Origin of the sequence: Streptomyces canarius (assembly GCF_014650735.1) — a bacterium.
GTDB lineage: Bacteria > Actinomycetota > Actinomycetes > Streptomycetales > Streptomycetaceae > Streptomyces > Streptomyces olivaceoviridis.
Genome location: NZ_BMVN01000005.1, coordinates 169656 through 193229 on the forward strand (window position 1 = coordinate 169656; position 23574 = coordinate 193229).

The window sequence follows — 23574 nt, forward strand, 5'->3', positions numbered from 1 at the left end:
GCGCCGAGTCGTCAGGCGGGCCGCACGGTGATGCTGCGCAGGCGCTTGGTGGCCCGGGTCAGGGCTACGTACAAGTCCCTTTCCCCACCGGGGCGGGCCGTGATGATCTCCTCAGGGTGCATGACGACGACCCCGTCGAATTCCAGGCCGCGTGCTTCGGACGCCGGCACGATGCGTGCGTGGTGAGCGACGCCCAGGGCCGTCAGCTCACTCACCCTGGTATCCGCGCAGACCACTCCCAGAAGCTCGCCCGGGTGCGCGGTGCTAGCGTGTCCAACACCGTCGTGCCCGACTCGGAACCGATTCCGCTGCCCGCCGGCCGGCGCCGGTCCCGGGAGCGGCCGTGAGCGCCCCGCACTCCAGGAGGCTGCTGGGCAAGGTGGTCGTGGTCACCGGCGCGGCCCGTGGCCAGGGCGCCGCCGAGGCAGCGACGCTGACCCGGGAGGGCGCGCGTGACTGCCGCCGCCTCGACGTGGCCGGCGAACAGGACTGGGCCGACCTCGCCACCGAACTGGAGGAGTCGTACGGGCAGGTGCACGGCCTGGTCAACAACGCGGGCACCACCTGGCGCGCCCGGCTCGGCGACGTACGGGCCGAGGACTTCGACCGTGTGCACGCGGTCAACGTCACCGGCCCGCTGCTCGGAATCCAGCACCTCGCCCCCCCTGATGCCGCCCGGCTCCTCGGCCGCCCTCACCGCCCACCACCCGGTCGCCTGCACCGCCAGCAAATGGGCGCTGCGCGGCTTGTCGAAGACGGCGGCGCTGGAACTCGGCCCGTGCGGCATCCGCGTCAACACGATCCACCCCGGCTACATCGAGACCGGGATGACCGCCTCCGCCGCTCCCGCCTTCCGCGAGGCCAACGTCCGCGAGACACCGCTCGGCCGCACCGGAACCGTCGACGAGGTCGCCGGGCTGGTCGTGTTCCTGCTGTCGGAGGAGGCGTCGTTCATCACCGGCGCGGAGATTCCCCTCGACGGCGGGCTGACCGCGCACGGCGGGGTCAAGTCGGTCTCCGACACGCTGCGCGAGGAGTCCTCGTGAAGCGGCTGGAGGGCAAGGTCACGCTGATCTCCGGCACGGCCCGCGGCCAGGGCCGGGCCGCCGCGCTGCGGTTCGCCGCCGAGGGCGCGCTCGTGGTCGGCGGCGACCTGCTGCACGAGGAGGCCGTCGGCACCCAGCGGCTGCTCGCCCGCGAGGGCGGCACGGCTCTCACCCCCGGCCCACTGGACGTCACCGAGAGGACATCACGGCCCGAACGGACGCGCCGGTACCCCTGGGCGCTCTCCGGGCGGCAAGTTGGTGCGTCCCGCGCCACGGCTCACCGGGCGCCGGCCCCGCCACCGGCGCCGTGCTCGGTCAGGTACTCCTCCGCGCCCGGTATCCGATGCGCGTCCTCCGCGCCCACCAGACCGCCCGGCGCGTCCGCGTCCGGCTTGAGCGTGTACGCGGCGACGCTCGCGGGACGGTGCACGTCGGAGAAGTCCTGCGGGACGCCGAGACCGGTGTCCGCGTCATGCTGCGAGCGGTGTGCCTTCACGACGTCCTCGCGGGCGAGACTCCCCGCGGCGCAGGCCTTCTTCAGGTCGGCGCCGAGCAGCTTGGCGGCGTTGTAGCCGGACAGCACACCCGAGTCGACGGAGGAGCCGGGATACTGGTCCTGATAGGCCGTCACCATCCGTCGTACGCCAGGGAGGTCGGAGCTGACCGCGGGGGCGGAGCTGACCACGTGGAGCAGCGCGGTCAGGGCCGGCGCGGCCGGGGTCTTCATCAGTTGCGGGGCGAAGCCCGGCGCGCTGCTGACGACGGGGACGCGCAGGCCGCGGGAGGCGGCGACACCGACGAGGGACGCGGTCTGCGCGGGCCCGGCGCTGATCAGGATCGCCTTCACACCCTCCTTGCGCAGCGCCGAGACCTGCGCGGACAGATCGGTGTCGGTCGCCTTGATCTTCTGCCCGACGACCTGCACGCCCGCCTTCCTCGCCGCCCAGGTGGATCCCTCCAGAGCGTTGGCGCCGTAGTCGCCCTCGAAGTAGACGTGGCCGATGGTGTCGCCCTTCCGCAGTTTCCTCGTGCGGGTGAGGAAGTCGACGGCGGCGATCATGTCGAGGTCATAGGTGGTGCCGAGGACCTGGACCGCGTCCTTTCCGAGCAGGGAGGCGGCCCAGGCCTGCGGAAAGGTGAGCAGGTGGTCGCGCTGGACGTCGTCGAGCAGGGCGGCGACCACGGGGGAGCCGATGACCTGCGGCAGGGCGACGACGTCGGGAGAGATGTCGGCGTAGGCGGTGACGGCCTTCTGGACGTCGTAACCGTGGTCCTTGACGATGATCTCGACCTTGCGGCCGCAGATGCCGCCGGCCTCGTTGGTCTCGTCGGCCCACATCTGCTGGGCCTGGACGATGCTCTTGCCGAGGGTGGCGTAGGGGCCGGTCAGGTCGGTGAGGGCGCCCAGCCGGATGGTTCCGGCGGAGACTCCGGGGCCGGTGCGGACGCCGTCGGCGCCTTCGGTGCCGCTCTTGCCGCCCGCCTTGGCGCTGCATCCGGTGGCGGCGACCAGCAGGGCCAGGGCTCCGGCGAGGACGGCCGTGCTGACACGGTGTGCGGGGTGCGGGGTGTTCACGGGGTCTGCTCCTCGGGTCGTACAGGTGCGACGGGGTGCGCGGACGGATGGGCGGGCGGATGCCCGGACGGGCGGGTGCGCGGGCCGGTACGCCGGCCCGGCCGGACGCGGGCGCGCAGGCGGCGGGTGAGGCCGTGCAGGCCGTCGGGGGCGTGGAGCAGGACGACGACGATGGCGGCCCCGTAGAGGTAACGGGCCGCTTCCGTCGGGCCGACCGCGCCGTCGGCGGAGCCCGGGGCGGCCACCAGGGGCAACTGGTCGGCGTACCGGGTCAGCAGCAGGGGCAGCGCGGTGACGAAGACCGCGCCCACCGTGGCCCCGGCGACCGAACCGAGGCCACCGAGCACGATCATGGCGAGGTAGTCGATCGAGAGGGCGAGGGAGAAGTAGTCGGGGACCACGCGCCGGAAGGCCAGGGCCAGCAGGACGCCGGCCGTCCCGGCGTACATCGACGACACGACGAAGGCAGCCGCACGGTGGCGGGCCACGTCCACGCCCATCACGGAGGCCGCGATCTCGCTGTCCCGCAGCGCCGCGAGGGCCCGGCCAGGGCGGGAGCGCACCAGGCCCCGGCCGGTGAACCAGGTCAGCCCCAGCAGGGCCACGGCCAGGAACCACAGGCGTTCCTCCGCGCCGAACGGCACCCCCAGCACCGTCAGTTCGGGCTCGCCCGCCGTGAAGCCGAAACCGCCGAGGCGGAGCGGCGGAACGGAGCGGCCGTTGAAGCCGCCGGTGACGGAGTCCGCGGTGAGCAGCAGATGGTGACCGAGGAAGACCAGGGCGAGCGTGGCCACGCCCAGATAGATGCCGCGCACCCGGCCAGCGACGGGACTGAACAGACCGCCCGCGGCCCCGGCCAGCAGCACCGCGAGGACGGCGGCGACGGCCGTCGGCAGCCCCGGCCCCGGCTCGCCGGCCAGCCAGGTGTAGCCGTAGGCGCCGACCGCGAGGAAGAAGGCGTGGCCGAGGGAGAGCTGGCCGGCCGTGCCGCTGAGCAGTGACAGCCCGACGGCGCCGATGGCGGCGGCCACCGAGAACAGGCCGATGCGCAGCCAGAAGGCGTCCAGGTAGAAGGGAGGAACGCACAGGACGAGGGCGACCAGGAGCGTCCGGGCCGGCTTCGGCAGACGGCGGTCAGACACGGGCCGCTCCCTTCGTGCCGAACAGTCCGGTGGGCCTGACCAGCAGGACCAGGACCATCACGGCGTAGGGGGCGACATCGCCGAACCCCTCGCCCAGCAGGCGCAGTTCCGACTGGTGACCGGCGACCAGCGCCTCCGTCAGCCCGATCAGCAGGCTGCCGGCGAGCGCGCCGGCCGGCGAGGCCATGCCGCCGAGGATGGCGGCCGGGAACGCCTTCAGCGCGATCTGACCAGTGGTCCGCTCCAGTCCCGGGGCGGGGAACGCGGCGAGGAACACCGCCGCAAGCGCGGCCAGCGCGCCCGCCAGGCACCAGGCGAGCGTGCGCACCCGGGACAGGCGTACGCCCATGAGCGCGGCTGCCTCCAGGTCCTCCCCGGCGGCCCGCAGGGACAACCCCCAGCGGGTGTACCGGAACAGGCCGAAGACGACGGCGATGGCCCCCGCGGACACCGCGATCGCGGCGAGCCGGCTGTCGGCGACCGTCACCGGCCCGACCCGGGTCACCGCGTCGCCCCAGGGATCGCCCAGCACCAGCAGGTCGCCCCCGATGCGCCGGGACAGGTCGGTGAGCAGCACGATGTCGACACCGATCGTGACGATGGTCTGGACGTGCGCGGTGTGCTGCGGGTCCGGGTCTCCGCGTCGCAGCAGCAGCCGGTCGATGACGCCGGCGAGGAGGGCGGTGGCGAGGACGCCCACCGCGAGGGCCCCGGCGAAGCCGATGTCGTCGTGCAGGACGGCGGTGAGGTAGCCGCCGAGCAGGAGCAGGGAGCCGTGGGCGAAGTTCAGGACGCCCGACGCCTTGAAGATGACGACGAAGCCCAGTGCGACCAGGGCGTAGACCGCGCCGAGGGCGAGCCCGCCCAGCAGGTCGTCGAGAAGACCGGTCACGCGGCTCCCTCCTGTGGCGTGCCGAGGTAGGCGCGCAGCACCTCGGGATCGCGGCGGACCTCGTCCGGTGTGCCGTGGGCGATTCGACGGCCGAAGTCGAGGACCGTCACCTCGTCGGCGAGGCGCATCACCAGGCCCATGTCGTGCTCCACCAGCAGGACGGAGACGTCGAGTTCGGCGCGGATCCGCCCGATCACCTCGGCCGTGCGGGCGCGTTCCGCGGCGTTCATGCCGGCCACCGGCTCGTCCAGGAGCAGCACGCGCGGCTCCAGGCACAGGGCGCGGGCCAGCTCCACACGCTTGCGGTCGCCGTACGACAGCAGGCCCACCGGGCTGTCGAAGTACGCGCCCAGGCCGGTCAGTTCGGCGATCCGCCGGGCGTGGGAGAGGTGTGCGCGCTCCTCGCGCACCGCCCGCGGCAGCCGCAGGGCGCTCGCGAGGTAGCCGGCCCGCGCGTGGAGGTGCCGGCCGAGCATCAGGTTGTCGGCGACCGTGCCCGCGGTGGTGACGATGTTCTGGAACGTGCGGGCCACGCCGAGTGCGGCGATGCGGTGCGGGGCGAGCCGGGTCAGGTCCGTGCCGCCGAGCCGGACCATGCCGCTCGCTGGGCGGGCGAGACCGGACAGCACGTTGAAGCAGGTGGACTTGCCGGCGCCGTTGGGCCCGATGAGGGCGTGCACCGTGTGGGGCGCGACGGTGAAGGAGACGTCGTCCAGGGCGGTGAGACCGGCGAACCGGACGGTGACGTCCCGCACGCTCAGAACGGGAACGGTCATGCGGCCCCCTCCTCGCCCAGGTAGAGACGGCGCACCGCGTCCGTGCCGGCGAGAGCGGCGGCGGGGCCGGACAGCCGCAGTTCCCCGGTCTCCAGTACATGGGCGTGGTCGGCGAGGGACAGGGCCATCCCGGCGTTCTGCTCCACCAGCAGCACGGCGGTGCCCTGGGCGTGGATCTCGCGGACCACCTCGGCGATCCGGTCCACCATGAGCGGGGCGAGGCCGAGCGACGGCTCGTCCAGCAGCAGCAGACGCGGGGCGGCCATGAGGGCGCGGCCGATGGCCAGCATCTGCTGCTCACCGCCGGACAGCAGCCCAGCGGCCTGCCGGCGGCGTTCGGCCAGCCGCGGGAACAGCGTGAAGACGCGGTCGTGGGCCTCGGCGACCTGCGCGGAGCCGCGGCGACTGAGACCGAGGCCGCCGCTGCGCAGGTTCTCGTCGACGGTGAGGCCGGTGAAGACCCGCCGCCCCTCAGGCACCTGCACCACCCCGGCCCGTACGGCGGCGACGGGGTCGCGGCCGTCGAGGACGGTGCCGCCGTAGCGGACACGGCCGGCGCTGATCGCGCCCCGGTACAGGCGGAGCGTGCCCGACAGGGCGCGCAGCAGCGTGGTCTTCCCCGCGCCGTTGGCGCCGAGCAACGCGACCACACTGTCGTGCGGCACGGTCAGGGACACGTCGCGCAGAGCGGAGACGGCACGGCCGTACGTCACGTCCACGTGCTCGACGCGCAGGGCGGGCAGGTCGTCCGGTGGTGCTTCGGGCATCGCGGCTCCTTGGGGCCGGACCGGCGCACGGCCCGGTCCTGGTCCTTGGTGCTCGGGGCTGGGGAGGAAGCTCACGAGACCACGGGTGGCCGAAGCGGGGACAGGCACATGGGCACGGTCGGTGCGGCGGCCCAACGAGCACGCCGGGGGGCTGTGCGGGTGCCCAGCGGCCGGGGCGGTGGCGAACCGGTGCGGGGGCCTGCGGGCGGTGCTGAGCCGGCGGTGGCTGGGGGGCCGGTCCGGGCGGACTCGGCGGGCGGGGCAGGGGGTGGCTCGCCGGGCAGGGCGGCGGGCGCGGGGGTGGTGGTAGGGGCGTGCCAGTCGCGTGGGGGGCGGTGGACGGAGCCACGGCTGCACCGCGGCCGGCAGGGCCCGGCGGGCGGCCGGGGGGCGGCCGGGAGGCGACTGGTCCGAGCGGAGCACGCGGGGCGGGGGCGGCCCCTCCGGGCAGAGCTTCACATGAGCCGTGGGTCGGCTGCCGACGGCGGAGTCGCTGGGCGGTCAGGATGGTGGCCGCTGAGAGCCCAGTCGGCGGGCGGTCAGGAGGCTGGCCGCTGAGAGCCCAGTCCGCGGGCGGTCAGGGCCAGGGCGATCTCGACCAGGTCGGCGGGGCGGGACAGGGAACGGCCGGTCAGCTGCTCGTAGCGGCGCAGGCGGTTCAGAACCGTGTTGCGGTGGCAGTACAGCCCTCTGCTCGCCCGCTGGGCGGAACCGTCGCAGGCCAGCCAGGCCGCGAGCGTGTCGAGCAGCACGTCCGCGTCGGCCGGTTCCAGCCGTGCGAGCGGGCCGAACGCGCGCTCGGCGAGCAGGCCGGCGAGTTCCGGGCAGGACACGACGAGTGCCTCGGGAAGATGGTCGTCGAGCCGTACCGTGCCGCCCGCGTCGCCGCACAGCCGCAGGGCGGTGTCCGCCAGCCGGCGCGCCTCGCCGACGCCGGCCAGTCCGTCGAAGGGCAGCCCGATTCCGACACGCAGCCCGGGCGGCGGCTGGTCCGGCGCCGGCACGACGCCGTCCTCGACCAGGACGATGCCATGGTCCGTCTCCGGACCGGTGTGCCAGTGGGCCCGCATGCTCGGGGGCAGCAGGGCCCGTACGGCTTCGGCGGAGCGCCCGCCCGCGACCGCGACGACGACGTACCGCCCCTGCTCGGGCAGACCGAGGGCCTGCGCGGTCTCCGGCAGGTCGGCGATGCGGCCGGTGCCGTCCAGCAGCGCGGCGGCCAGCAGTCGCACCCGGTTCTCGCGCCGCCAGGCGAGGCGTCGTTCGGTCTGCCGGTAGGCATCCGCGACGAGCGTGCAGTGTTCGTCGACGAAGTCCCAGACGTCGCCGGCCACATGCACCAGCAGCCGTACGTCCTCCGGAGCGCTGCGGGAGGTGACGTCGACGAGTTCCTGCCACACCAGCGAGCCGCCCAGCCGGAAGGCGTGCAACAGGGCGTCCAGGGGCAGCCCTTGTTCGGCACGGCCGACCCCGATGCGCCAGGAGCAGCGGTGTGCGGAGTCACGGGTGCCGCGCGGGTCGAGCAGCGAGGAGACGCTGTGCCGCAACGAGCGGTGCGCCTCCTGCCAGACGCCCGGGTGGTCGTCGTCCAGCGCGGTCCGGTAGGCCGGTTCCCGTTCCCGCAGGGCGGAGACCAGCCGGTCGGTGAGAGCGGGCAGGTCGTCCAGCAGCGCCCGGGCGGCGCGGTGCAGCACCCGCAGGGCCTCGGCGTCGATCAGCGACCGGGGGTGTGGTGCGCGCGGCCGGGGTGCGGGCTGGGGTCCCGGGCGGAAGGCGGGTCGTGGCCGTACGGCAGGGCGCATGGAAGTCTCCCCCAGGGTCGGCTGACGCGTCGTGCTCCGAAGAATGACATACCGTCCGGTCGGTCCCTAGAGGTGTGCACCGGTCTTTTCCGCCTGCTCCACCAGGCGCGCCAGCTCCACCCGGGAGCGGACGCCGAGGGCGGCGAAGACATTGCGCAGGTGGTAGTCGACGGTGCGGGTGCTCACCGACAGGCTCAGGGCCACCTCCCGGTTGGTGAGGCCCTGGGCGACGCGGCGGGCGATGCGCAACTGCTGCGGGGTGAGCCGGTCCAGCCCGTCCGGCAAGGTCTCGCCCGAGGCCGAGGCGCCGCCCCCTCGCACCGCCGCGCCCGCTCCGGCCATCGCCGCCGCCCCGGCCGTCCTCGCCGTCCCGGCCACGCCGTTCGCCCGCAGTTCGGCCGCCGCCTGCTGGGCCCACGGGCGAGCGCCGCAGCGTTCGAAGCCGAGCAGGGCGGCCCGCAGCTGGCCGCGTGCCTCGCGCAGCCGACGGCGTCTGCGCAGCCACTTGCCGTACAGCAGCTCGGTGCGGGCGCGCTCGAAGTCACCGGCGGCCTCCCCGTGCCGCCGCAGGGCCTCCCGGTACAGCGCGTCGGCCGGTTCCGCAGGAGCCAGCAGGGCGCGACAGCGCAGCAGTTGGGCCGGGGCCTGGCGGTCGGCGTTACACGCCGCCCAGCGCGCGAAGTCCTCGACCGCCTCCCCGGCCTCGTCCGGCTGCCCGGCCAGCGCGCACGCCTCGACGTAACACGGCACGGCGAGCATCCAGACGGCGAAGTGCCCGCGCCCCGTGCCGGGCCGCACCAGCGGGCCGAGCCGCTCGGCGGCCTCACGTGGACGGCCGTGGCCCAGATCGGCGCGGGCGGCGGCCCACTGGGCCAGCGCGGCGGCCTGCGCCAGCCCGTGGCGTCGGGCGGTGGCCAGCGCGGCGGTCACATGTTCGGCGACGGCGTGCGCCTCGCCCTCGATCGACGCCGCCAGGGCCAGCACGGCGTGGTGATGGGCGGCCGTGTTGCGCTGCCCGGCGCGGTACGCGCTGCGCAGGCCCTCCTCGGCATGGGCCCGGGCCGACGCATGCCGTCCCGCCCGGAGTTCGCCGTAGGCCAGGAACTCCAGAGCCCGTGCCTCGTGCACGGCGGACCCGTCCGCACGAGCCACCGCGAGCGCCCGCGCACCGGCCCGCCGGGCGGCGGTGGTGTCACCGAGCAGCAGGGCCGCGGAGGCCGCCCGCAGGAGCGTGTCGGGGGCGTCCGGTGGGGGCGGGGGCTGTCGAAGGGCGCCTGTTGTGTGGGGGAACTGATCGGGGGCGCGTGTGGTGTGTGCTTGGCGAGGGTGGTCGGCCGTCGAGGGGGGAAGCTGTTCGGTTCCGGTTCCGGTTCCGGCTCCGGCATGCGTCTGCGTGGGGCCGTCGTCGGCCGTGTGCGGCTCTTCGCGGTGGTCGTCGGCTGTGTGCGCGAGCCGCTTGTCATGGTCGCCGACAGTGCGCGTAAGCCCGCCGTCATGGTCGCCGACAGTCCGCGCAAGCCCGCCGTCATGGTCGTCGGCTGTGTGCGCGAGCCGTTCACGTTCGGTCGTCGTCCACGCGCGGTCCATCACCCGCCGCAGGGGCGCGGCGGCCACGTCGAAGCGGCCTTGGAGGACGGCCCGCATGCCCGCCCGGTGGTCGCGCAGGGCCAGGGACGGTACGACGGTGCCGGCCGGCTCGCCCGCGAAGCGGGGACCGGCGAACGGGAAGGGGCCCCGGCCCCCGGGCGACTGCGCCCCGCCATCCGGGCCGCTCGCGTCTCCCGCGCTGTGCGTGCCGGACCACGAGCGGTCCCGAACCGTGCCCTCCGCCGCCAACGCGTGCAGGCACGCCGTCAGGTCGCCCGCCGACCAGGCGGCGTCCGCAGCGGCCAAGGCTGCCTCGGCGGACCGCTCAGGGTCATGCGGAGCGAACAACTCCGCGGCGAGCAGCAAGGTCTCCCGGGCGTCGTCGACCGGGCCGTCCCACCGCAGCACCGTTCCGCGCAGCAGCTCGGCACGCGCGCGTACCGTCGACGGCGCCGGGCGATCGCGGGCCGTGTCGAGCAGCCGCAGGGCCCGGTCGGACTGCCCGGCCAGCAGCGCCTGTTCGGCGGCGGCCGTGTACCACCGGACCTGCCGAGCGCCGTCCGCGGTGAGGTCGGCGGCGCGGGTGAGGGCCGTGCAGCGCAGTGCGGGCGGCACCGCCGGATCCGCCTGGGCCGTGGCGGCGGCGAGGTCGGACGCCAGCGACGGAGCCGGGCCCGCGACGGCCCACGAGCGGTGCAGCAGCGCCGAGAGGCCGCGCCCGTCGGGCAGTGCACGGGCCAGCGCGTCGTGGGCGGCACGGCGCCGCTCGGCCGACGCGTCGGCGTACACGGTGCGGCACAGCAACCTGCTGCGGAAACCGATCCGGCCGTCGCGAGCATGGAGCAACTCGGGCAGCGTGGCGACGTACGGTGAGAGCCGGCCGTCACCGCTGTCACCGCTGTCGTACGGAACTGGGTCGCGGTACGACTCCGGTCGGCCGCTGTCGGCGGCACGCGGCCCGCACAGTGGGACGTGCCGCGGATCACGCCGTCCCTCGGAGGCGTCGGACCGCCAGGACGGCGGGCCGGAGTTCGGCGCGGAACGGTTCTTGTCGGCAAGCGGCCGCGGCGGTGGCCCGAGGCAGGGGGCGCCCGCGGAGATCCACGCGGTCGCGCGCCGCGCGAGGTCGGCGTCGACGGTGGCCTCTTCCGCCACCTGTGCGGCAGCGGCGGTCACGAGCAGAAGGTCGCGTTGTCCGGGGAGCGCCCCGGTGAGGTGGCCGCCGACCAGCGCGGTCAGCGTCTCGGCATCGGCAACGGGCCGCGGCAGGGGCGCGAGCCCGCGCAGCTGGGCCGGGGTCAGGCGGTGGAGCACGCGCAGCAGGAGGGCCGGATTGCCCTCCGCCGCGGCTGTGATCTCGTCGCGCACCCCAGGGTCGAGCCCGTCCTGTGCGATGTCGTCCAGCAGGGCGGCGGCGTCCGGCGGGGACAGGGGAGCCAGGCGCAGCAGCGGCAGGCCGGCGAACTCCGGGTCCACGGGGCGGTGTCCGGCGACGGTGAGCAGGAGGGCGACACGGCCCCCGTCGGACAGGTGAGCGGCGAGTCGGCCGAGTGCGGATCGGGAGGCGGCGTCCCACAGGTGGGCGTCGTCGACGCACAGGAGAACGGTCCGGTGCGCGGCCGTGGACCGCAGGCCACCGACGAGTTCCCGCACCGGGTCGGCGGCGCCGACGGCGGTTGTCCCCGCCGCGTGGCACAACGAGCGGATCCCGGTCAGCGGCTCCCGGCACTCCCCGGCGCGGGCGCGCACGGTCACGACGGGCCCGGCGGTGAAGGAGCGGGCGACGTGGGCGAGGAGAGCCGAGCGGCCGCCCCCCGGCTCGCCGGTCACGGCACAGGCACCGCCGCCACGCAGCCGGTCCGACAACGCTGCGATCACGTGCCGTTGGGGACCCGGCCGGTACCGCGGTGAGGCGAGTCCCATGGGCGTCTGTCCGGTCATTCCCACGACCTTACTGACGCGTAAGTAAGCGTGGAAGCCCGGCGTCCGGGCCGCCTGCACAAAGTCTCAGGGACATCACCTGCGCGTTCCCGGCGAGTTGGCGGGGAGCGGTCTGTGCCGCGGCACACCGCGCGCGGCTCCGGACGGTGCTCCGGCACACCGCACGGGGATTCGAGCGGTGCTCCGGCACACCGCCGGCGGCGGTCGCCGTCACGGGCGACCGCCGCCGGGTCACGGACGGACGGTCATTCCACGGGTACGCGCACGCGTTCAGCCGGTGTGCGGGCAGTTGCCCCGGTACTCCTCGATGGTCAGGCTCGGCTTGGGCAGCGGGCACAGGAACTGCTCGTAGCGGGTGTCGTTGTCGATGAACCGCTTCAGCCACGACACGCTGTACTTCGCGATCGTGGTGTTCGAGGTGTTGGGCGTGAAGTGGGTGGCGCCGTTCAGCTCCAGGTACGCGCGGTCGAGGGAGCTGGAGAGAGTGCTGTAGAAGGGTTCGGCGTGGGTCGCGACGGGAGCGATCGTGTCACCGTCGGCACCGAAGATCAGAGTGGGTGTCTTGATCTCGGGCCAGGTCTTGTCGAGGTTCCACGGGGTCAGCGGGATCGCCGCCTGCAACGAGGGACGCGACTTCGCGGCCTCCAGACTGCCGCCACCGCCCATAGAGTGGCCCATCACGCCGAGGCGGGTGGAGTCGATACGACCGCGGACCGAGCTGCTCCCGGTCAGATAGTCGAGCGCGGCGAGCAGTTGGTTCCCCCGGGAGTCCGGTTGGTCCAGCGTGGTGAGCGTGTCGATGGTGAAGACCACGAACCCCTGTGACGCCAGGCGCGGGCCCAGCCAGGAGATGGAGGACTGGGTGCCGGTGTAGCCGGGTGAGACGGCCACGGCCCCGAAGGTGCCGTCGGCGGTGCTGGTCGGGTAGTAGATGGTGCCCCCACCGAATCCGCTGACGGCGAGCCGGGAGACGGTCGTCTCCGACACCGCGTACGGCCCGCGGAGCGCCTCGATGCTCGATTCGGTCGGCGCGGGACCACGCTCGAAGGGGTTGTCCGCGCCGTGGGCCGCCGGCCCGCCGAGTGCGGTCAGGCCGAAGACGGCGCTGACGGCGGCGGCGAGGGCCGCGAGCCGTCCGGTACGACGGCCGCGACGGCTGGTACGCGGGTCGGGGAGGGCCGGGTGCGGACGGTGGGCCGGTGACGTGGTGCCGGTGTGCGGGTGCTGCACGACGAGTCGTCCTCTCTGTCGCGGCGAGCTGCCCTTTCGGCATCGACGGCACGCGCGTGCGTCCGAGGGCCGAAGGGCACCGCCATTGGGCTGGCGGTGCCACTGTCGACGCCGGGCGGGCATGAGGGGACCGGCAATGTCACCGGTCTCGTCACTCACGCGCCCGGCGGGCCGCGCCCACTCCACCGGCTCCGCTGCCGATGGGCCCTCCCACTCCCCCGCCGCCATCCGCCGTTGATCACCTAACCGCGATCACCCCATGACCAGGCGAATCGCCGGCCGATGCTCCCGGGCGATGCAGGATCGAGAACAGGTACGTGAACAATGTCCTACGTGGTGAGGCGGAGGAAAGGCCGGCCGTCGTGGGACCGCATGCGGTGGAACGAACCGTCGGGGATCGGCGCCTGGCCGTCACCCCCATGCACGCTCGACCTACTGGACCAGCGCTGCCGCTTGAGGCGGAGAGGACGAAGAACGTGGTCGAGGTTGGTGAGGCCGTACGCGCCGGCCTCACCAACCTCGACCACGAGATCCTCCCTCAGTCAGCTCCGGGCGGTGGGCTTGTGGGCTTGTCGATCGCCTCTGCGGGCGTCTGGGGTGCCGGTGGTGGGGGCGGGAACGCCCCTCCGCGGCGCAGAACGGCGTAGCCGATGCCGATTCCGGCGGCGACGGGCCACTCAAGGGCGCCAGCCAGCGCGAGGGCGCCGAGCCCGGCGTAGAGGGGAAGTCCTCCCTTGGCCGGCAGGATGCGCTGGGCGGCGGTAACGGGAAGGGTGACCGCCTTTTGCGCGGCATGGGCGACGCTGTCGAGCGGGATGGTGATCGTATGCCGGTCGTGGTCGTGCCGCGTGTGACCGACGGTCGCGTCCGTGGGGGCCACTGTGGGGGGCTGAGCTGTCGTCTGGGTCATGTGATCACCCCATCACTCTTGCCGACTCTTCTACATTATGTCCGGTATATGCATATTTCAGGGTCTGTCCGTTTACGGATCACCGGCCAACCGTGCAGGAATCAGCGATCAGCGCCCGAGCGGCTCGCCACTCCCGTTCACCCTTTGTTGGCACAGTTGAGAGATTGAGGCCACTTACGCGCCCGGGAAGCGAATTTTCCTGAGGAAAACCGGCAAAACCAGCCGCCTTCGATGCGGCTTGATCGGCTCAAGGACACCGCAGTGCCCCTCACGCTCGTCATCACGCTCCCCCGCACCTCACTCGTTCCCCCGGTGCAGTCACTTGTCCGCACCCTCACTCCCCTTGCCGCGCCTCTCCTCGGCATGGCCATCGACGCCAGCGGCCTGGGACTGCCCGCACGTCTCCTGCTCCACGCCGCGCTGCACGCCAGCCAGCAGCTACGACACACAAACGGTGAGGAGAGCACGCCTGCGTCGCTCACGATCGCGGCGACTCCTCTCGCCGGCTCGGCCACGCGTACCGCCGCATAGTTCTCAGCGGCGGCGGGCGCGTCGCGGGAGAGTGCGGCGCAGGAGTCTGCGCATGCGGCGCAGTGCGGGCCGGTCCACACCGGGCCGCGTGGTACGCGCTCGGGCCAGGGGCACCTCGGGCATCGGCTGTCTGCACCCGGCGATCTCCAGCACACAGACGGCGGTGTGCCCGGTGGCATCGTCGGCATGGAGAGTGACGCCGAAGGGCTGGGGCGGGTCACCGGGAAGTTCGGCAGCGAGCGCGATGGGCCTGCGGTGTCCCGCCCGCGTGCACTGGTAGCCGACCACCTTGCCGTCCACCAGAAGCTCGGTCTCATGCGCGGCCATGCGTGTCTGCACCGTGACGGAGTGGCCTGCCACGTCGAGATGGAAGCGGTGACAGCGGGACACGGGCACACCTCCCAGGCTGCCGTGAGCGGCCCGTCCTCCCAGCGTAAACGGCGTCCACGGCAGCGGCCCGCCCACGGGGAAACCAAGTTTCTCCGTGGCACCTGGCCCCCGGAAAGTGTCCTGCGAGGGAGGTTCCGGTGCGGGGGCATGCCATGGCAGGGAAGGTCGAACGAGCACGGCGGATGCGACCACGGGACGAGGTCGTCACGCCCTGGATCAACCTGCGCGCCACCCGCGTTCCGAACCCGAGCGGCGGCACACTGCCTGGCTGTGGGCTGACCAGTTCGAGCCGGCCAATCCAAAAGGGCGCCACTGACGTATGAGAAGTGGGACCGCAGCCCGGGGGTGCTCTCGTGGCCGACTGGTTCCGGTGCCACTGAATCTCTGATGCGAGACGTGCATGCGTGGGCGACGCCTACGACGTGCCTCCGTCCCCGAGGCGAAAGCCATCCATCTCGTGCCGCTGGAAGGAGCGCGAGGTGAGGAAGGAAAGGACGTGTCCATCATGCGTGCACCATGCGCGAGACGTCTCGCCGCGGCGTCCGCCGCCGGCATTCTGATGGCAGGCGGCGCCGCGATCGGCACAGCAGGCACGGCCGCAGCAGCAGTCCCTGCCGTGCCCGCCCATCTGAACACCAACCGTTGCTTCCACCACGACGACTGGCGTTGTTTCGACCACGGCGGGTTCCGCTTCGACCATCGTGGTTTCTGCTTCAACCACCCACGAGCCTGCTTCGACCACCACTTCGGCAACCGAGTCGTGGTGATCGTCGTGACCCGGTAGCGGTGCGGCATCGGGGGCCGGGCCGTGGGCATGGTGCGCCACCACGGGCACGGGCGAACCGGCAGACGGGTGTGCCGTTCGTCCGGGCAAGGGCGCCCAGCAGCCGGCCCTCGACGCTCCGGGCGCTGAGCATACATCCGGACAGGCCACCGAACGCGGCTGCCAGGAGGACACCGCGTTCGGCGCGCTCCGGTTCGAACTTGGTGTGTCCTCGTCCAGCGCGCCGTCCCGCCCCCATACACGCGCAAGCACAGCCCCTGCGCGCGGCTGTCCGGGCCACGGTCGGTGGTGGCGCGCCACAAGCGGTGTCGCCACGGACAGCAGGCAGTGGGGTGCGGTCCTCGACGACGGGCTGTCCGTCGTCGTCGACGCACCTGGTGTACGCGAGCTACTGCGCGGGGGCCACGTGTCGGCGGGCGGAATCTCTGTGGCCGGCAGCATCTCCGACCTGTCCGCCGCTGACGGACCGGACGCATTCGTGCGGGACCTGGTCGATCAGCGCGGCGCGGTTCGCCGGCCTGGAGGAACGCACCACGGGCACGGCGCCGAGGGACCGGACCGACTGTGCCGGACCGGCAGCTGCGGTCGCCGGGCTTGGGGAATCGCCGTCGTCCCCCTCACCGGCCGGTCTTCTGGAGCAGCGCGAGCTGGTCCTTGACCCAGGGGTCGAACACCGCGAGCCGGTGCTTGGACGACGGGCAGAAGGTCGCCAGCTGGTCCTCGATCCACCGGTCCGTGGGCTGCCGGGCGGCGTGGGGGCGGTCGGAGGAGCGCTGAGCGCCACCCGGTACGCCGACGGCCGGGTGGTGTTCGGGCGCCTGGGTTGTGGCCGCCGTCGCGGGACCGCTGCCGATCGCCATGGCGCCTGCGGCGAGCACCGTGGAAGCGCCGACGATCGCGATCCGTCGAGTCATCTGCATGGTCTTCTCCTTCTTGCCGGGCCGCGTCGCCCTGTCAGTCTCGGCGGGACAACGCCTGACGCGTGTTCCGGCAGTGGTGCGGTCGCGGCCAGACAGCGCGCATACCCGTTCCTGATGCCTCGCACACACACGGGGATATTTCAGGTATCGGAGTTATTTCGTATTCCCTCACCAGGGGTACAGACTGCTCACGCTGTGCAAGGGTTCCGATTGTCGGCCAGCCTGGACACCGTACGCACACCAGGTCGACCACCGAGCGGATGACCTGGCTCTGCCCCTCGAACACCTCGACCCCGGCAAGCAGTCGGGTCATGTGCTCGGCGCCGGTGACGGCCCTGGCCGACTACGGCCCAGCCGCTTACCGTCCCCCGACCACGGACACGGCGGCGGGCGGGCAAACCCGCAGGCCGACGACGTCACCCCCCTCGCACGGGGCGTCCAGGAACAGGTCCCCTAACCATGGGCACCTCACCCCAGCGGCATACCGAAAGGATCAAGGCTACGGCGAGCTTGTGTACCGGCGGGGCGCCGAGGCCGCGCGGAGGATCGGTGTCAGGCGGCCAGAGTCTGCGGCACCTTGGTCGCCGCGGAGCGTTCCGCTCGTAGCCGTTCCAGGAGGGCGTCGGCGGCGATGAGGGCTTGGTCCACCGACTGGGTGCCGGTCATGACGCACAGCGTGTGGGAGGCGTCCTCCAGCTCTCGGCTGGAGTGACCGGTGGGGTGCAGGTCATGGCGAAAGCGGGCGTCGGCGAAGCGGGCCAGTACCCCGCGTAGTTCCTTCTCCGCAGGCAGCAACACAGCGACAACCTTCTCGAAAGGCGGGCCGTTCCACGGGGCCCGCGACGTCCGTGAGCGCGCACCCGCCGGGTGGCTGCACGGCTGGGAACGGTGGATGCGTGCTCAGGGAGTCGTCTGCCCCGACTTGATCACCGTATGCACTTTGCTGCCGCACTCCGCTGGGGACATCCCGGCACGGCGGAGACTCGGGTCCCGGCTCTGTCTGCGCCGCGCCGTCACTCGTCCGGGTTGAGCTCGTCGTACACCATCTCCACCAGTCTCTCGGCCTCGGGCGTACGAGGGTCGGCGGAGACCTCGTAGTAGCCGCCCAGGGTCGTGATCACATCCTTGTGGGAGTCGTCGTGCTCGTGCTGACCGTCTTCCTGTTCCTTGGAAGTCCGGGGGTCGGCGCTCTGCCACCACCAGATCCTGTTCCGGATCTCGTCCTTCGTCAGGGGGCCGTCCAAGGTGATGTCCCTGCCGTGGACCTTCGCGGTGATCCTCGCCGAGTCCGCGCCGGTAGCCATGCGCTCTCTCTCCTTCCCGTGAAACGGACGCCGTCAGTGCCTTGTGCCGATCACAGCAGCGGTTACCCCGCCGAACGCCATGTCTCACGGGGTGCTGGAGGAGTGCCCGCACCTTGCCGGCTGCCCAAGGGCCGACAATCTGCTCGTGCCGCCGACGGTCCGGCTGAACTCCTTCACCAGGCCGGCCCAGCCGTGGCGGCCCAATCCGGCCATCCGTCAGCGGGTGGTCGGACAGCTCGGCTTCGTCCCTTCGAGGGACTGGGCCCGCCTCGTAGGCACGGTGGCTGCGGCTGTCCGACACCGGCAGTCCGCCGCCCGGGTCGGCCCGGCTCGCCGTCTCCGCCCCATTCGAGTACAGGAGGACGCATCCGCCCTCCGACGGGCGGGCCGTCTGCCGGCTGAGCAACTTCGTGCGGTGTTCAACCTGTGGTCGGGGGAACACGTCAGGAGGCCCGGCTGATGCCGGGCCTCCTGTCTCTCGTAGCGGGTACAGGATGTGAACCTGCAACCTCTGGGTCATGAGCCCAGCGAGCTACCGAGCTGCTCCACGCCTCGTCGGTGGCGCCGCTCTATACATGCTCCGCAGGCCAGCGGGGATGTCAGCCGCGGACGATGTTCTCGGCCTGGGGCCCCTTCTGGCCCTGGGTGACGTCGAACGTGACCGTCTCGCCCTCGACCAGCTCGCGGTAGCCGTTGCCGGAGATGTTGGAGTAGTGGGCGAAGACGTCCGGTCCGCCGCCGTCCTGGGCGATGAAACCGAAGCCCTTCTCAGAGTTGAACCACTTCACGGTGCCGCTGGCCATACTGCGTCCTTCGATCTTGCCGGGGGTGCCGGCCGGGGTGAGTAGCGGCATCTCCCCCTACGGGAAGACGCCATCGTCCGTTCTACCCCGACCAGGGCTCTGTCATTCGATCATTCGTCCATGAGTCGGATGCGGTGTCGTCCGGTGGCCGACGCCTGCCCGCGCAGCGGCCGACCCGGACGACCGCTTCCGGACACGTCCCGCCATCTCCACGCGCGGGCGAACAGTGCTGAGTAGGCTGGTCCTGCCGTCCCGGTGGTCTCCCCCGTACCACCGGGACGCTGCATGCAACGGTCCCGGATCAGGTGAATGCCGGCGACCAGGTCGGAGTCGGTGCGGATTTGCTCGCGCTACTGCAATCGGGTTGTACAAGCCAGTGGCTGCCCACCCTTCCGACTCATCGAACACACTGTGTGATCGCTCGCGAAGCCTCACTGGGTAAGTGCCGCGCTTGGCTCAGCCCCAGGTCTTGCCGGCCGGTTCCTTGATGGTGCGGTTGATCCGGTTGAAGAAGTTCGTCAGCGCGATCTCCAGGTTGATCGCGCCGATCTGTTCCTCGGTGAAATGGGCGTCGACCTCTTCCCAGATCTCGTCGGTGACGTCCGGCGCACCGTCCTGTAGCCGGGTTACGGCCTCGGCCGGCGCGAGTGCCGCGCGTTCCGCATCGGTGCAGAACGGCGCCTCGCGCCACGCCGCCACGTTGTGCAGCCGCTCGCCGGTGTCACCGGCCCTCTTCTCGCCGACGACACTGGCGTAGACGCACGCCGAGCAGCTGTTGATCTGGCCGGCGCGCAGGCTTCCAGGGAGGTCACACCATGGCCGGCACCCAGCCCGCGGACACCCGATCGCCGATGCCTTCGCGTCCCACCGTGACCGGCGCCGCGCCGTCGCCTACCGCATGCTCGGATCACATGCCGATGCGGAAGACGTGGTGCAAGAGGCGTGGCTGCGTCTGTCCCGCCAGGACACCGACACCATCGACAACCTCGGCGGCCGGCTGACCACCGTGGTCGGCCGCATCAGCCTCGACGTCCTGCGGTCGGGCCGCACCCACCCGGACGTTTCCCTCGACGACCGGCTGCCAGACTTCACCGTGACGCTCGACGCCGCTCCTGCTCCGGAAGACCTCGTGGCACTCGGGGACTCCGTCGGCCTCGCGCTCCTCACGGTCCTCGACTCGCTGCGCCCTCACGAACGACTGGCGTTCGTACGGCACGACGTGTTCGCCGTGCCCCACGGGAGATCGGCACCATCGTCGGCAAATCCGCCGACGCGACCAGAATGCTCACCAACCGCGCCCGCAGGAAAGTACGGGCCGCCCGGCAGCCGGCAAGCGGCGGACGACAGCAACGCGAGGTGGTACAGGCCTTCCTGACCGCGGCCCGCGACGGCCGTTCGAGCAACTGCTGTTCTCCCACGAGGGCATGCGGCAACCGTCGACGGCCGCCCCGGCGTCATCTCCTGGAACGAGGACGGCACCCCACGCTCCCTCCTTGCCTTCACCGTCACCGAAGGCCTCATCACCGAGATCACCGCCGTGGTCGACCCGGCCGAACTCGCGCTCATGGACCTGCCGGACCCGGTCTGACTCCCTGCCGGCGACGGCCTGCGTACTCGAAGCGGTCCACGCTTGATACTGCATAGGTCTGGCGCAGTGCAGCGGCAAATGCCTCTGCGGTGACCGGGGTTACGGGCCGGCGAGGCCGGGCCGTCTGGTGGGTGGCGAGTTCGTGGACGGGGTTCGACGTCGACCGTTGAGCGCTGTATCAACCATCGCCGGGCGTCTCCGACAGCCGGGCAGTGCCGGCGCACGTCACGTCCGCCGGTGCCAAGATGGTCCTGTCGCGGCGGAAGGGGTGCATCGGTGGTCCGGCCGGCCGGCTCGACCCGCACCACCGGCACCGCACTCGCCGTATCGCTGCCCGCGCACCTTGAAACGGCCCGGCTCGCTGCCCACCCACCCAACCGGCCGACAGCACCGCTTCCCCTTGTCCAGTTGTCCAGTTGTCCAGTAAGGAATCACGGCATGACCATCCCGCGCGCCTTCCCCCTGGAGCCCACCTCGATCCGTGTGTCCGACGAGGCCCTCGATGACCTGCGCGCCCGTCTCACGCTGACCCGTGCGCCGCTGGACGAGGGGAATGAGGACTGGTCCTACGGCGTCCCGGACAGTTACCTCCGCGAGCTGGTGGCCTACTGGCGCGACGGCTACGACTGGCGCAAGGCGGAGGCCGCCATCAACGTCCACGAGCACTACGAGGTGAGCGTCGCCGGTGTCCCGGTGCACTTCATGCGCAAGCCCGGCCGCGGCCCCCGCCCCATCCCGTTGGTCCTCACCCACGGCTGGCCGTGGACGTTCTGGCACTGGTCGAAGGTGATCGACCCGCTCGCCGACCCGGCCGCGTTCGGCGGTGACCCCGCCGACGCGTTCGACGTCATCGTGCCGTCCCTGCCCGGCTTCGGTTTCCCCGGCCCGCTCACCGGCTTTCCGGACGTCAACTTCTGGAAGGTCTCCGACCTCTGGCACACCCTGATGACCGAGACCCTGGGTTACGAGAAGTACGCCGCCGGAGGCTGCGACATCGGCGGAATCGTCACCAGTCAGCTCGGCCACAAGTACGCCGACGAGCTCTACGGCATCCACATCGGCTCCGGGCTGCCGCTCGACTTCTTCACCGGTCCCCGAGCCTGGGACTTCGCCCGGAACCGTCCCCTCACCGACGACCAGCCCGCCGACGTCCGCGCCCGCGTCATCGAGCTGGACCACCACTTCGCGTCCCACCTCACCGTGCACATGCTCGACGGCGCCACCCTGGCCCACGGGTTGAGCGACTCACCCGCCGGACTGCTCGCCTGGCTGCTGGAGCGCTGGAACGCCTGGAGCGACAACGGCGGCGACCTCGAATCCGTCTTCACCAAGGACGACCTGCTCACCCACGCCACGATCTACTGGGTGAACAACTCCATCGCCACGTCGATGCGTTACTACGCCAACGCCAACCGCTATCCCTGGTCCCCCGCCCACGACCGCACCCCGGTCGTGCAGGCCCCGGTCGGCCTCACCTTCGTCACGTACGAGAACCCGCCCGGCATCCACACCGCCGACGAGCGCGTCCGGGCGTTCAAGAACGGCCCGCAGGCCGACTGGTTCAAACACGTCAACGTCAACGCCCACGACCACGGCGGCCACTTCATCCCCTGGGAGAACCCCGACGCTTGGGTGAACGACCTGCGCCGCACCTTCCACGGCCGCAGGCCCTGAACGACCCTGGGGCCCGTCCGGCAACCGGAGCCCGGAGCCCGTTCTCGTCTGCTTGCCGGGCCTGGCCGTTGCGGCTGGACGGGGTACGTGGCTCGTCGGGCGGGGTGTGGTGGAGTTGCACTACGCCGCGGTTCCCTGGCCGGCCTCGCCCGGATCCCCCAGCGGCCGGGTCAGTGCGTCATCCGCACTCGCCCGGCGCCCGGGCTCCGTCTCATCCAGTTCCCAGTAGGAGCGGCAGTCATCGCACCGGTACACCGGGATCCCCGCATCGATCGTCCGTACGGCCCCGTGCGGGCAGCCACTGTCGTCACCCCGGCCCACACACTCCAGCTCCCTGGTATCCCCCATGGGGTCGACCGTGCGCCGTGCCAGCGGGATTCGGGCAGAGTGCAGGCGGGGCGCACAGGCGCTCACGTCCGGCAACACACCTCAACACCCGTCGGCAGCCCCAAAAGGCTTCGTCCGCCCGAAGACTGGCCGGGCTGAACAAAGCGAAGAGGCCGGGACACGCCCCGGGCGGGTTGGCTCTCCTTGGCTGGTGTCATGGAGGGGGAGGCAGGGAGATCTGGGTTGAGGCGTGGTCCCGGTAGTCCCTCGGCGGTATGCCGTAGGCGTTGCGGAACACACGGCTGAAGTCGGCGGCTCGGGGGAAACCCCAGCGAGAGGCGATCACGTGGATGGGTGTGTCGCGCAATGTGGGGTCGGCCAAATCTCGGCGGGCGTTCGCCAGACGTTGCTCACGGATCCAGGACGAGACGGTGGTGCCCTCTCCCTGGAAGATGCGGTGCAGATAGCTGACGGATATGTGGTGCGCGGCGGCGATGGCCGGCGGGGTCAGTTGGGGATCTCGCAGATGCTGGCGGATGAACGCCTGGATTCGTAGGACCAGAGCGCGCCGGGCGCTGTCGGGTGCGCTGCTGTCGTCCGCGTCGAGGTGGTGGGCGAACAGCGCGGTCAGCAGTTCGAGGAGGGCCGCCTCCAGCCGCGGACCGTCTGACGAGCGGTAGGAGTGGGTGTCGTCGGTCAGTTGCATGAGGAATCCCGACAGCAACGCCCCGACGCCTTCCCGGCCTGGTAATCGTCGGGTGAGGAGCTGGTCCATCCATGGAGGGGGCAGCGGGAATCCGGCCTTGGGTACGTCGGCGCCGATCAGGTACACCGATGGGCCGCCGCGGAGACGAAGGTGAACGGGCTGGGACGAGTCCAGGACGTGCATGTCGAAGGGGCCGTGGACGGCTTCCCGGTCACCCTGGGCCACTTCGCTTTCGCCTCTGAGCGGCAGGATCAACGTGTAGACCCCGGGATCGGACTGCCGGACGAGTTCCGGTGTACGCCGGATGGTCGCGGGGTCCACGCTGGTGGACCACACGCGTGAGCCACCGAGCCTGAGCAGACGTGTCTCCGCCCGGAAACCGTTCCCCTCGTCACCGCCGGAGTCGAGAGGGGAGACGTGCCTGCCCAGCCGTTTCCGCCAGGCATCGAAGCGATCGGTCGAGGGAACGTCGTGACTCCGGAACGTCTTCTCGATCATCAAGAACCCCGTTTGGATGTGGCCGAGCAGGGACGAGGGACGCAGGTCAGACGTTCCACGTCACTGAATTTCTGGCAATAGTCGCAGGTCAAGCCCTGGGGTGGAGGCTAAATTCACTCAAACAACCGTGTCAACGGCCCCTGGCCCGCAGGCGTTGAATACGACCGGCCGTGGGGCGCCCGACGCCCGACGGCCGGCTGCCGGCGTCCGAAGAGGGCACCGCCATCGACCAGCGGCTGCGCTCCTCCGCCGTGGATCCGCGCGGCCACCCGCAACCAGCGCTGACTCTTCGACACGAGTAGACGCATCTCCAAGCCGACCGAAGACTCAGCGCTAACGACACCCCCGCGATTCGTCCGGCAGTCTGTAGGTGACTCCGA

At 71.9% G+C, this 23574-nt stretch carries 18 protein-coding genes, 1 tRNA gene and 4 pseudogenes; 5 read left to right on the top strand and 18 right to left on the bottom strand.

Annotated features, from left to right (window positions below; all coding sequences use genetic code 11):
- Positions 1-11: 11 nt before the first annotated feature.
- Positions 12-266: pseudogene (locus IE294_RS09730) on the bottom strand (ATP-dependent DNA helicase); the annotation flags it as partial.
- Between the two features lie 77 nt (positions 267-343).
- Between IE294_RS09730 and IE294_RS09735 the strand changes: the two are divergent.
- Positions 344-1046: pseudogene (locus IE294_RS09735) on the top strand (SDR family NAD(P)-dependent oxidoreductase).
- A 277-nt stretch (positions 1047-1323) separates the two neighbouring features.
- Here IE294_RS09735 and IE294_RS09740 read toward each other — a convergent pair.
- The 9 genes from IE294_RS09740 to IE294_RS09780 form a co-directional block, all read right to left on the bottom strand.
- Positions 1324-2622 carry an ABC transporter substrate-binding protein gene (locus IE294_RS09740; RefSeq protein ID WP_189884340.1) on the bottom strand — a complete coding sequence of 433 codons (1299 nt, stop codon included), beginning with the start codon at positions 2620-2622 and terminating at the stop codon, positions 1324-1326.
- On the bottom strand, positions 2619-3764 hold the full coding sequence (locus tag IE294_RS09745) for a branched-chain amino acid ABC transporter permease (protein ID WP_189884343.1): 1146 nt from the start codon (positions 3762-3764) through the stop codon (positions 2619-2621). The genes IE294_RS09740 and IE294_RS09745 overlap by 4 nt, the downstream gene beginning before the upstream one ends.
- A complete protein-coding gene (locus IE294_RS09750) occupies positions 3757-4656 on the bottom strand; it encodes a branched-chain amino acid ABC transporter permease (protein WP_189884344.1) in 900 nt (299 codons plus the stop codon). Before IE294_RS09750 ends, IE294_RS09745 begins: the two co-directional genes overlap by 8 nt.
- Positions 4653-5432 carry an ABC transporter ATP-binding protein gene (locus IE294_RS09755; protein WP_189884345.1) on the bottom strand — a complete coding sequence of 260 codons (780 nt, stop codon included), beginning with the start codon at positions 5430-5432 and terminating at the stop codon, positions 4653-4655. Before IE294_RS09755 ends, IE294_RS09750 begins: the two co-directional genes overlap by 4 nt.
- Entirely contained in the window at positions 5429-6199 is a 771-nt protein-coding gene (locus IE294_RS09760) for an ABC transporter ATP-binding protein (protein ID WP_189884346.1), read from the bottom strand. Before IE294_RS09760 ends, IE294_RS09755 begins: the two co-directional genes overlap by 4 nt.
- Before the next feature lie 539 nt (positions 6200-6738).
- Complete coding sequence (locus IE294_RS09765; protein ID WP_189884347.1) at positions 6739-8001, bottom strand: RsbRD N-terminal domain-containing protein; 1263 nt, start codon at positions 7999-8001, stop codon at positions 6739-6741.
- Between the two features lie 66 nt (positions 8002-8067).
- A complete protein-coding gene (locus IE294_RS09770) occupies positions 8068-11466 on the bottom strand; it encodes a helix-turn-helix transcriptional regulator (protein WP_189884667.1) in 3399 nt (1132 codons plus the stop codon).
- 333 nt (positions 11467-11799) lie between these two features.
- The gene (gene bdeA, locus IE294_RS09775; RefSeq protein WP_189884348.1) at positions 11800-12759 is read right to left on the bottom strand and encodes a bis(hydroxyethyl) terephthalate hydrolase; all 960 of its coding nucleotides are present in this window, start codon (positions 12757-12759) and stop codon (positions 11800-11802) included.
- A 538-nt stretch (positions 12760-13297) separates the two neighbouring features.
- The gene (locus IE294_RS09780; RefSeq protein ID WP_189884723.1) at positions 13298-13669 is read right to left on the bottom strand and encodes a hypothetical protein; all 372 of its coding nucleotides are present in this window, start codon (positions 13667-13669) and stop codon (positions 13298-13300) included.
- A gap of 261 nt (positions 13670-13930) precedes the next feature.
- Between IE294_RS09780 and IE294_RS09785 the strand changes: the two genes are divergently transcribed.
- Positions 13931-14200: a hypothetical protein gene (locus IE294_RS09785; RefSeq protein ID WP_189884349.1), complete on the top strand. Its 270-nt coding sequence runs from the start codon at positions 13931-13933 to the stop codon at positions 14198-14200.
- Positions 14201-14203: 3 nt separating this feature from the next.
- Here IE294_RS09785 and IE294_RS09790 read toward each other — a convergent pair whose 3' ends face one another.
- Complete coding sequence (locus IE294_RS09790) at positions 14204-14527, bottom strand: hypothetical protein (RefSeq protein WP_189884350.1); 324 nt, start codon at positions 14525-14527, stop codon at positions 14204-14206.
- 568 nt (positions 14528-15095) lie between these two features.
- Between IE294_RS09790 and IE294_RS09795 the strand changes: the two genes are divergently transcribed.
- The gene (locus IE294_RS09795) at positions 15096-15374 is read left to right on the top strand and encodes a hypothetical protein (RefSeq protein WP_189884669.1); all 279 of its coding nucleotides are present in this window, start codon (positions 15096-15098) and stop codon (positions 15372-15374) included.
- A gap of 617 nt (positions 15375-15991) precedes the next feature.
- On the opposite strand, the gene IE294_RS09800 is transcribed toward IE294_RS09795, so the two are convergent.
- The 6 genes and pseudogenes from IE294_RS09800 to IE294_RS09825 all read right to left on the bottom strand — a co-directional run.
- Complete coding sequence (locus tag IE294_RS09800; protein WP_189884351.1) at positions 15992-16294, bottom strand: hypothetical protein; 303 nt, start codon at positions 16292-16294, stop codon at positions 15992-15994.
- A 552-nt stretch (positions 16295-16846) separates the two neighbouring features.
- Positions 16847-17092 carry a DUF5133 domain-containing protein gene (locus IE294_RS09805; protein WP_189884353.1) on the bottom strand — a complete coding sequence of 82 codons (246 nt, stop codon included), beginning with the start codon at positions 17090-17092 and terminating at the stop codon, positions 16847-16849.
- Between the two features lie 215 nt (positions 17093-17307).
- A complete protein-coding gene (locus tag IE294_RS09810; RefSeq protein WP_189884355.1) occupies positions 17308-17598 on the bottom strand; it encodes a hypothetical protein in 291 nt (96 codons plus the stop codon).
- Positions 17599-18079: 481 nt separating this feature from the next.
- Positions 18080-18150, bottom strand: a tRNA-Met gene (locus IE294_RS09815).
- A 47-nt stretch (positions 18151-18197) separates the two neighbouring features.
- Complete coding sequence (locus tag IE294_RS09820) at positions 18198-18401, bottom strand: cold-shock protein (protein WP_014677112.1); 204 nt, start codon at positions 18399-18401, stop codon at positions 18198-18200.
- Positions 18402-18857: 456 nt separating this feature from the next.
- Positions 18858-19196: pseudogene (locus IE294_RS09825) on the bottom strand (carboxymuconolactone decarboxylase family protein); the annotation flags it as partial.
- Positions 19197-19216: 20 nt separating this feature from the next.
- Between IE294_RS09825 and IE294_RS09830 the strand changes: the two are divergent.
- Together IE294_RS09830 and IE294_RS09835 are read left to right on the top strand one after the other, a co-directional pair.
- Positions 19217-19989, top strand: a pseudogene (locus tag IE294_RS09830) (sigma factor).
- Between the two features lie 438 nt (positions 19990-20427).
- Positions 20428-21663 (top strand): epoxide hydrolase family protein, encoded by a 1236-nt coding sequence (locus IE294_RS09835; RefSeq protein WP_189884358.1) that lies wholly within the window; start codon positions 20428-20430, stop codon positions 21661-21663.
- Between the two features lie 541 nt (positions 21664-22204).
- Here the strand turns inward: IE294_RS09835 and IE294_RS09840 are convergent.
- Entirely contained in the window at positions 22205-23197 is a 993-nt protein-coding gene (locus IE294_RS09840; RefSeq protein WP_189884360.1) for a helix-turn-helix domain-containing protein, read from the bottom strand.
- Positions 23198-23574 lie beyond the last annotated feature (377 nt).

What these genes read in the sequence shown, in the direction of transcription:
- IE294_RS09795 (WP_189884669.1), top strand. Translation starts at nt 15,096, where the DNA reads ATGCGTGCACCATGCGCGAGACGTCTCGCCGCGGCGTCCGCCGCCGGC.
- IE294_RS09835 (WP_189884358.1), top strand. Translation starts at nt 20,428, where the DNA reads ATGACCATCCCGCGCGCCTTCCCCCTGGAGCCCACCTCGATCCGTGTG.
- IE294_RS09765 (WP_189884347.1), bottom strand. Translation starts at nt 8,001, where the DNA reads ATGCGCCCTGCCGTACGGCCACGACCCGCCTTCCGCCCGGGACCCCAG.
- IE294_RS09755 (WP_189884345.1), bottom strand. Translation starts at nt 5,432, where the DNA reads ATGACCGTTCCCGTTCTGAGCGTGCGGGACGTCACCGTCCGGTTCGCC.
- IE294_RS09800 (WP_189884351.1), bottom strand. Translation starts at nt 16,294, where the DNA reads ATGCAGATGACTCGACGGATCGCGATCGTCGGCGCTTCCACGGTGCTC.
- IE294_RS09810 (WP_189884355.1), bottom strand. Translation starts at nt 17,598, where the DNA reads ATGGCTACCGGCGCGGACTCGGCGAGGATCACCGCGAAGGTCCACGGC.
- IE294_RS09790 (WP_189884350.1), bottom strand. Translation starts at nt 14,527, where the DNA reads ATGGCCGCGCATGAGACCGAGCTTCTGGTGGACGGCAAGGTGGTCGGC.
- IE294_RS09760 (WP_189884346.1), bottom strand. Translation starts at nt 6,199, where the DNA reads ATGCCCGAAGCACCACCGGACGACCTGCCCGCCCTGCGCGTCGAGCAC.
- IE294_RS09780 (WP_189884723.1), bottom strand. Translation starts at nt 13,669, where the DNA reads ATGACCCAGACGACAGCTCAGCCCCCCACAGTGGCCCCCACGGACGCG.
- IE294_RS09820 (WP_014677112.1), bottom strand. Translation starts at nt 18,401, where the DNA reads ATGGCCAGCGGCACCGTGAAGTGGTTCAACTCTGAGAAGGGCTTCGGT.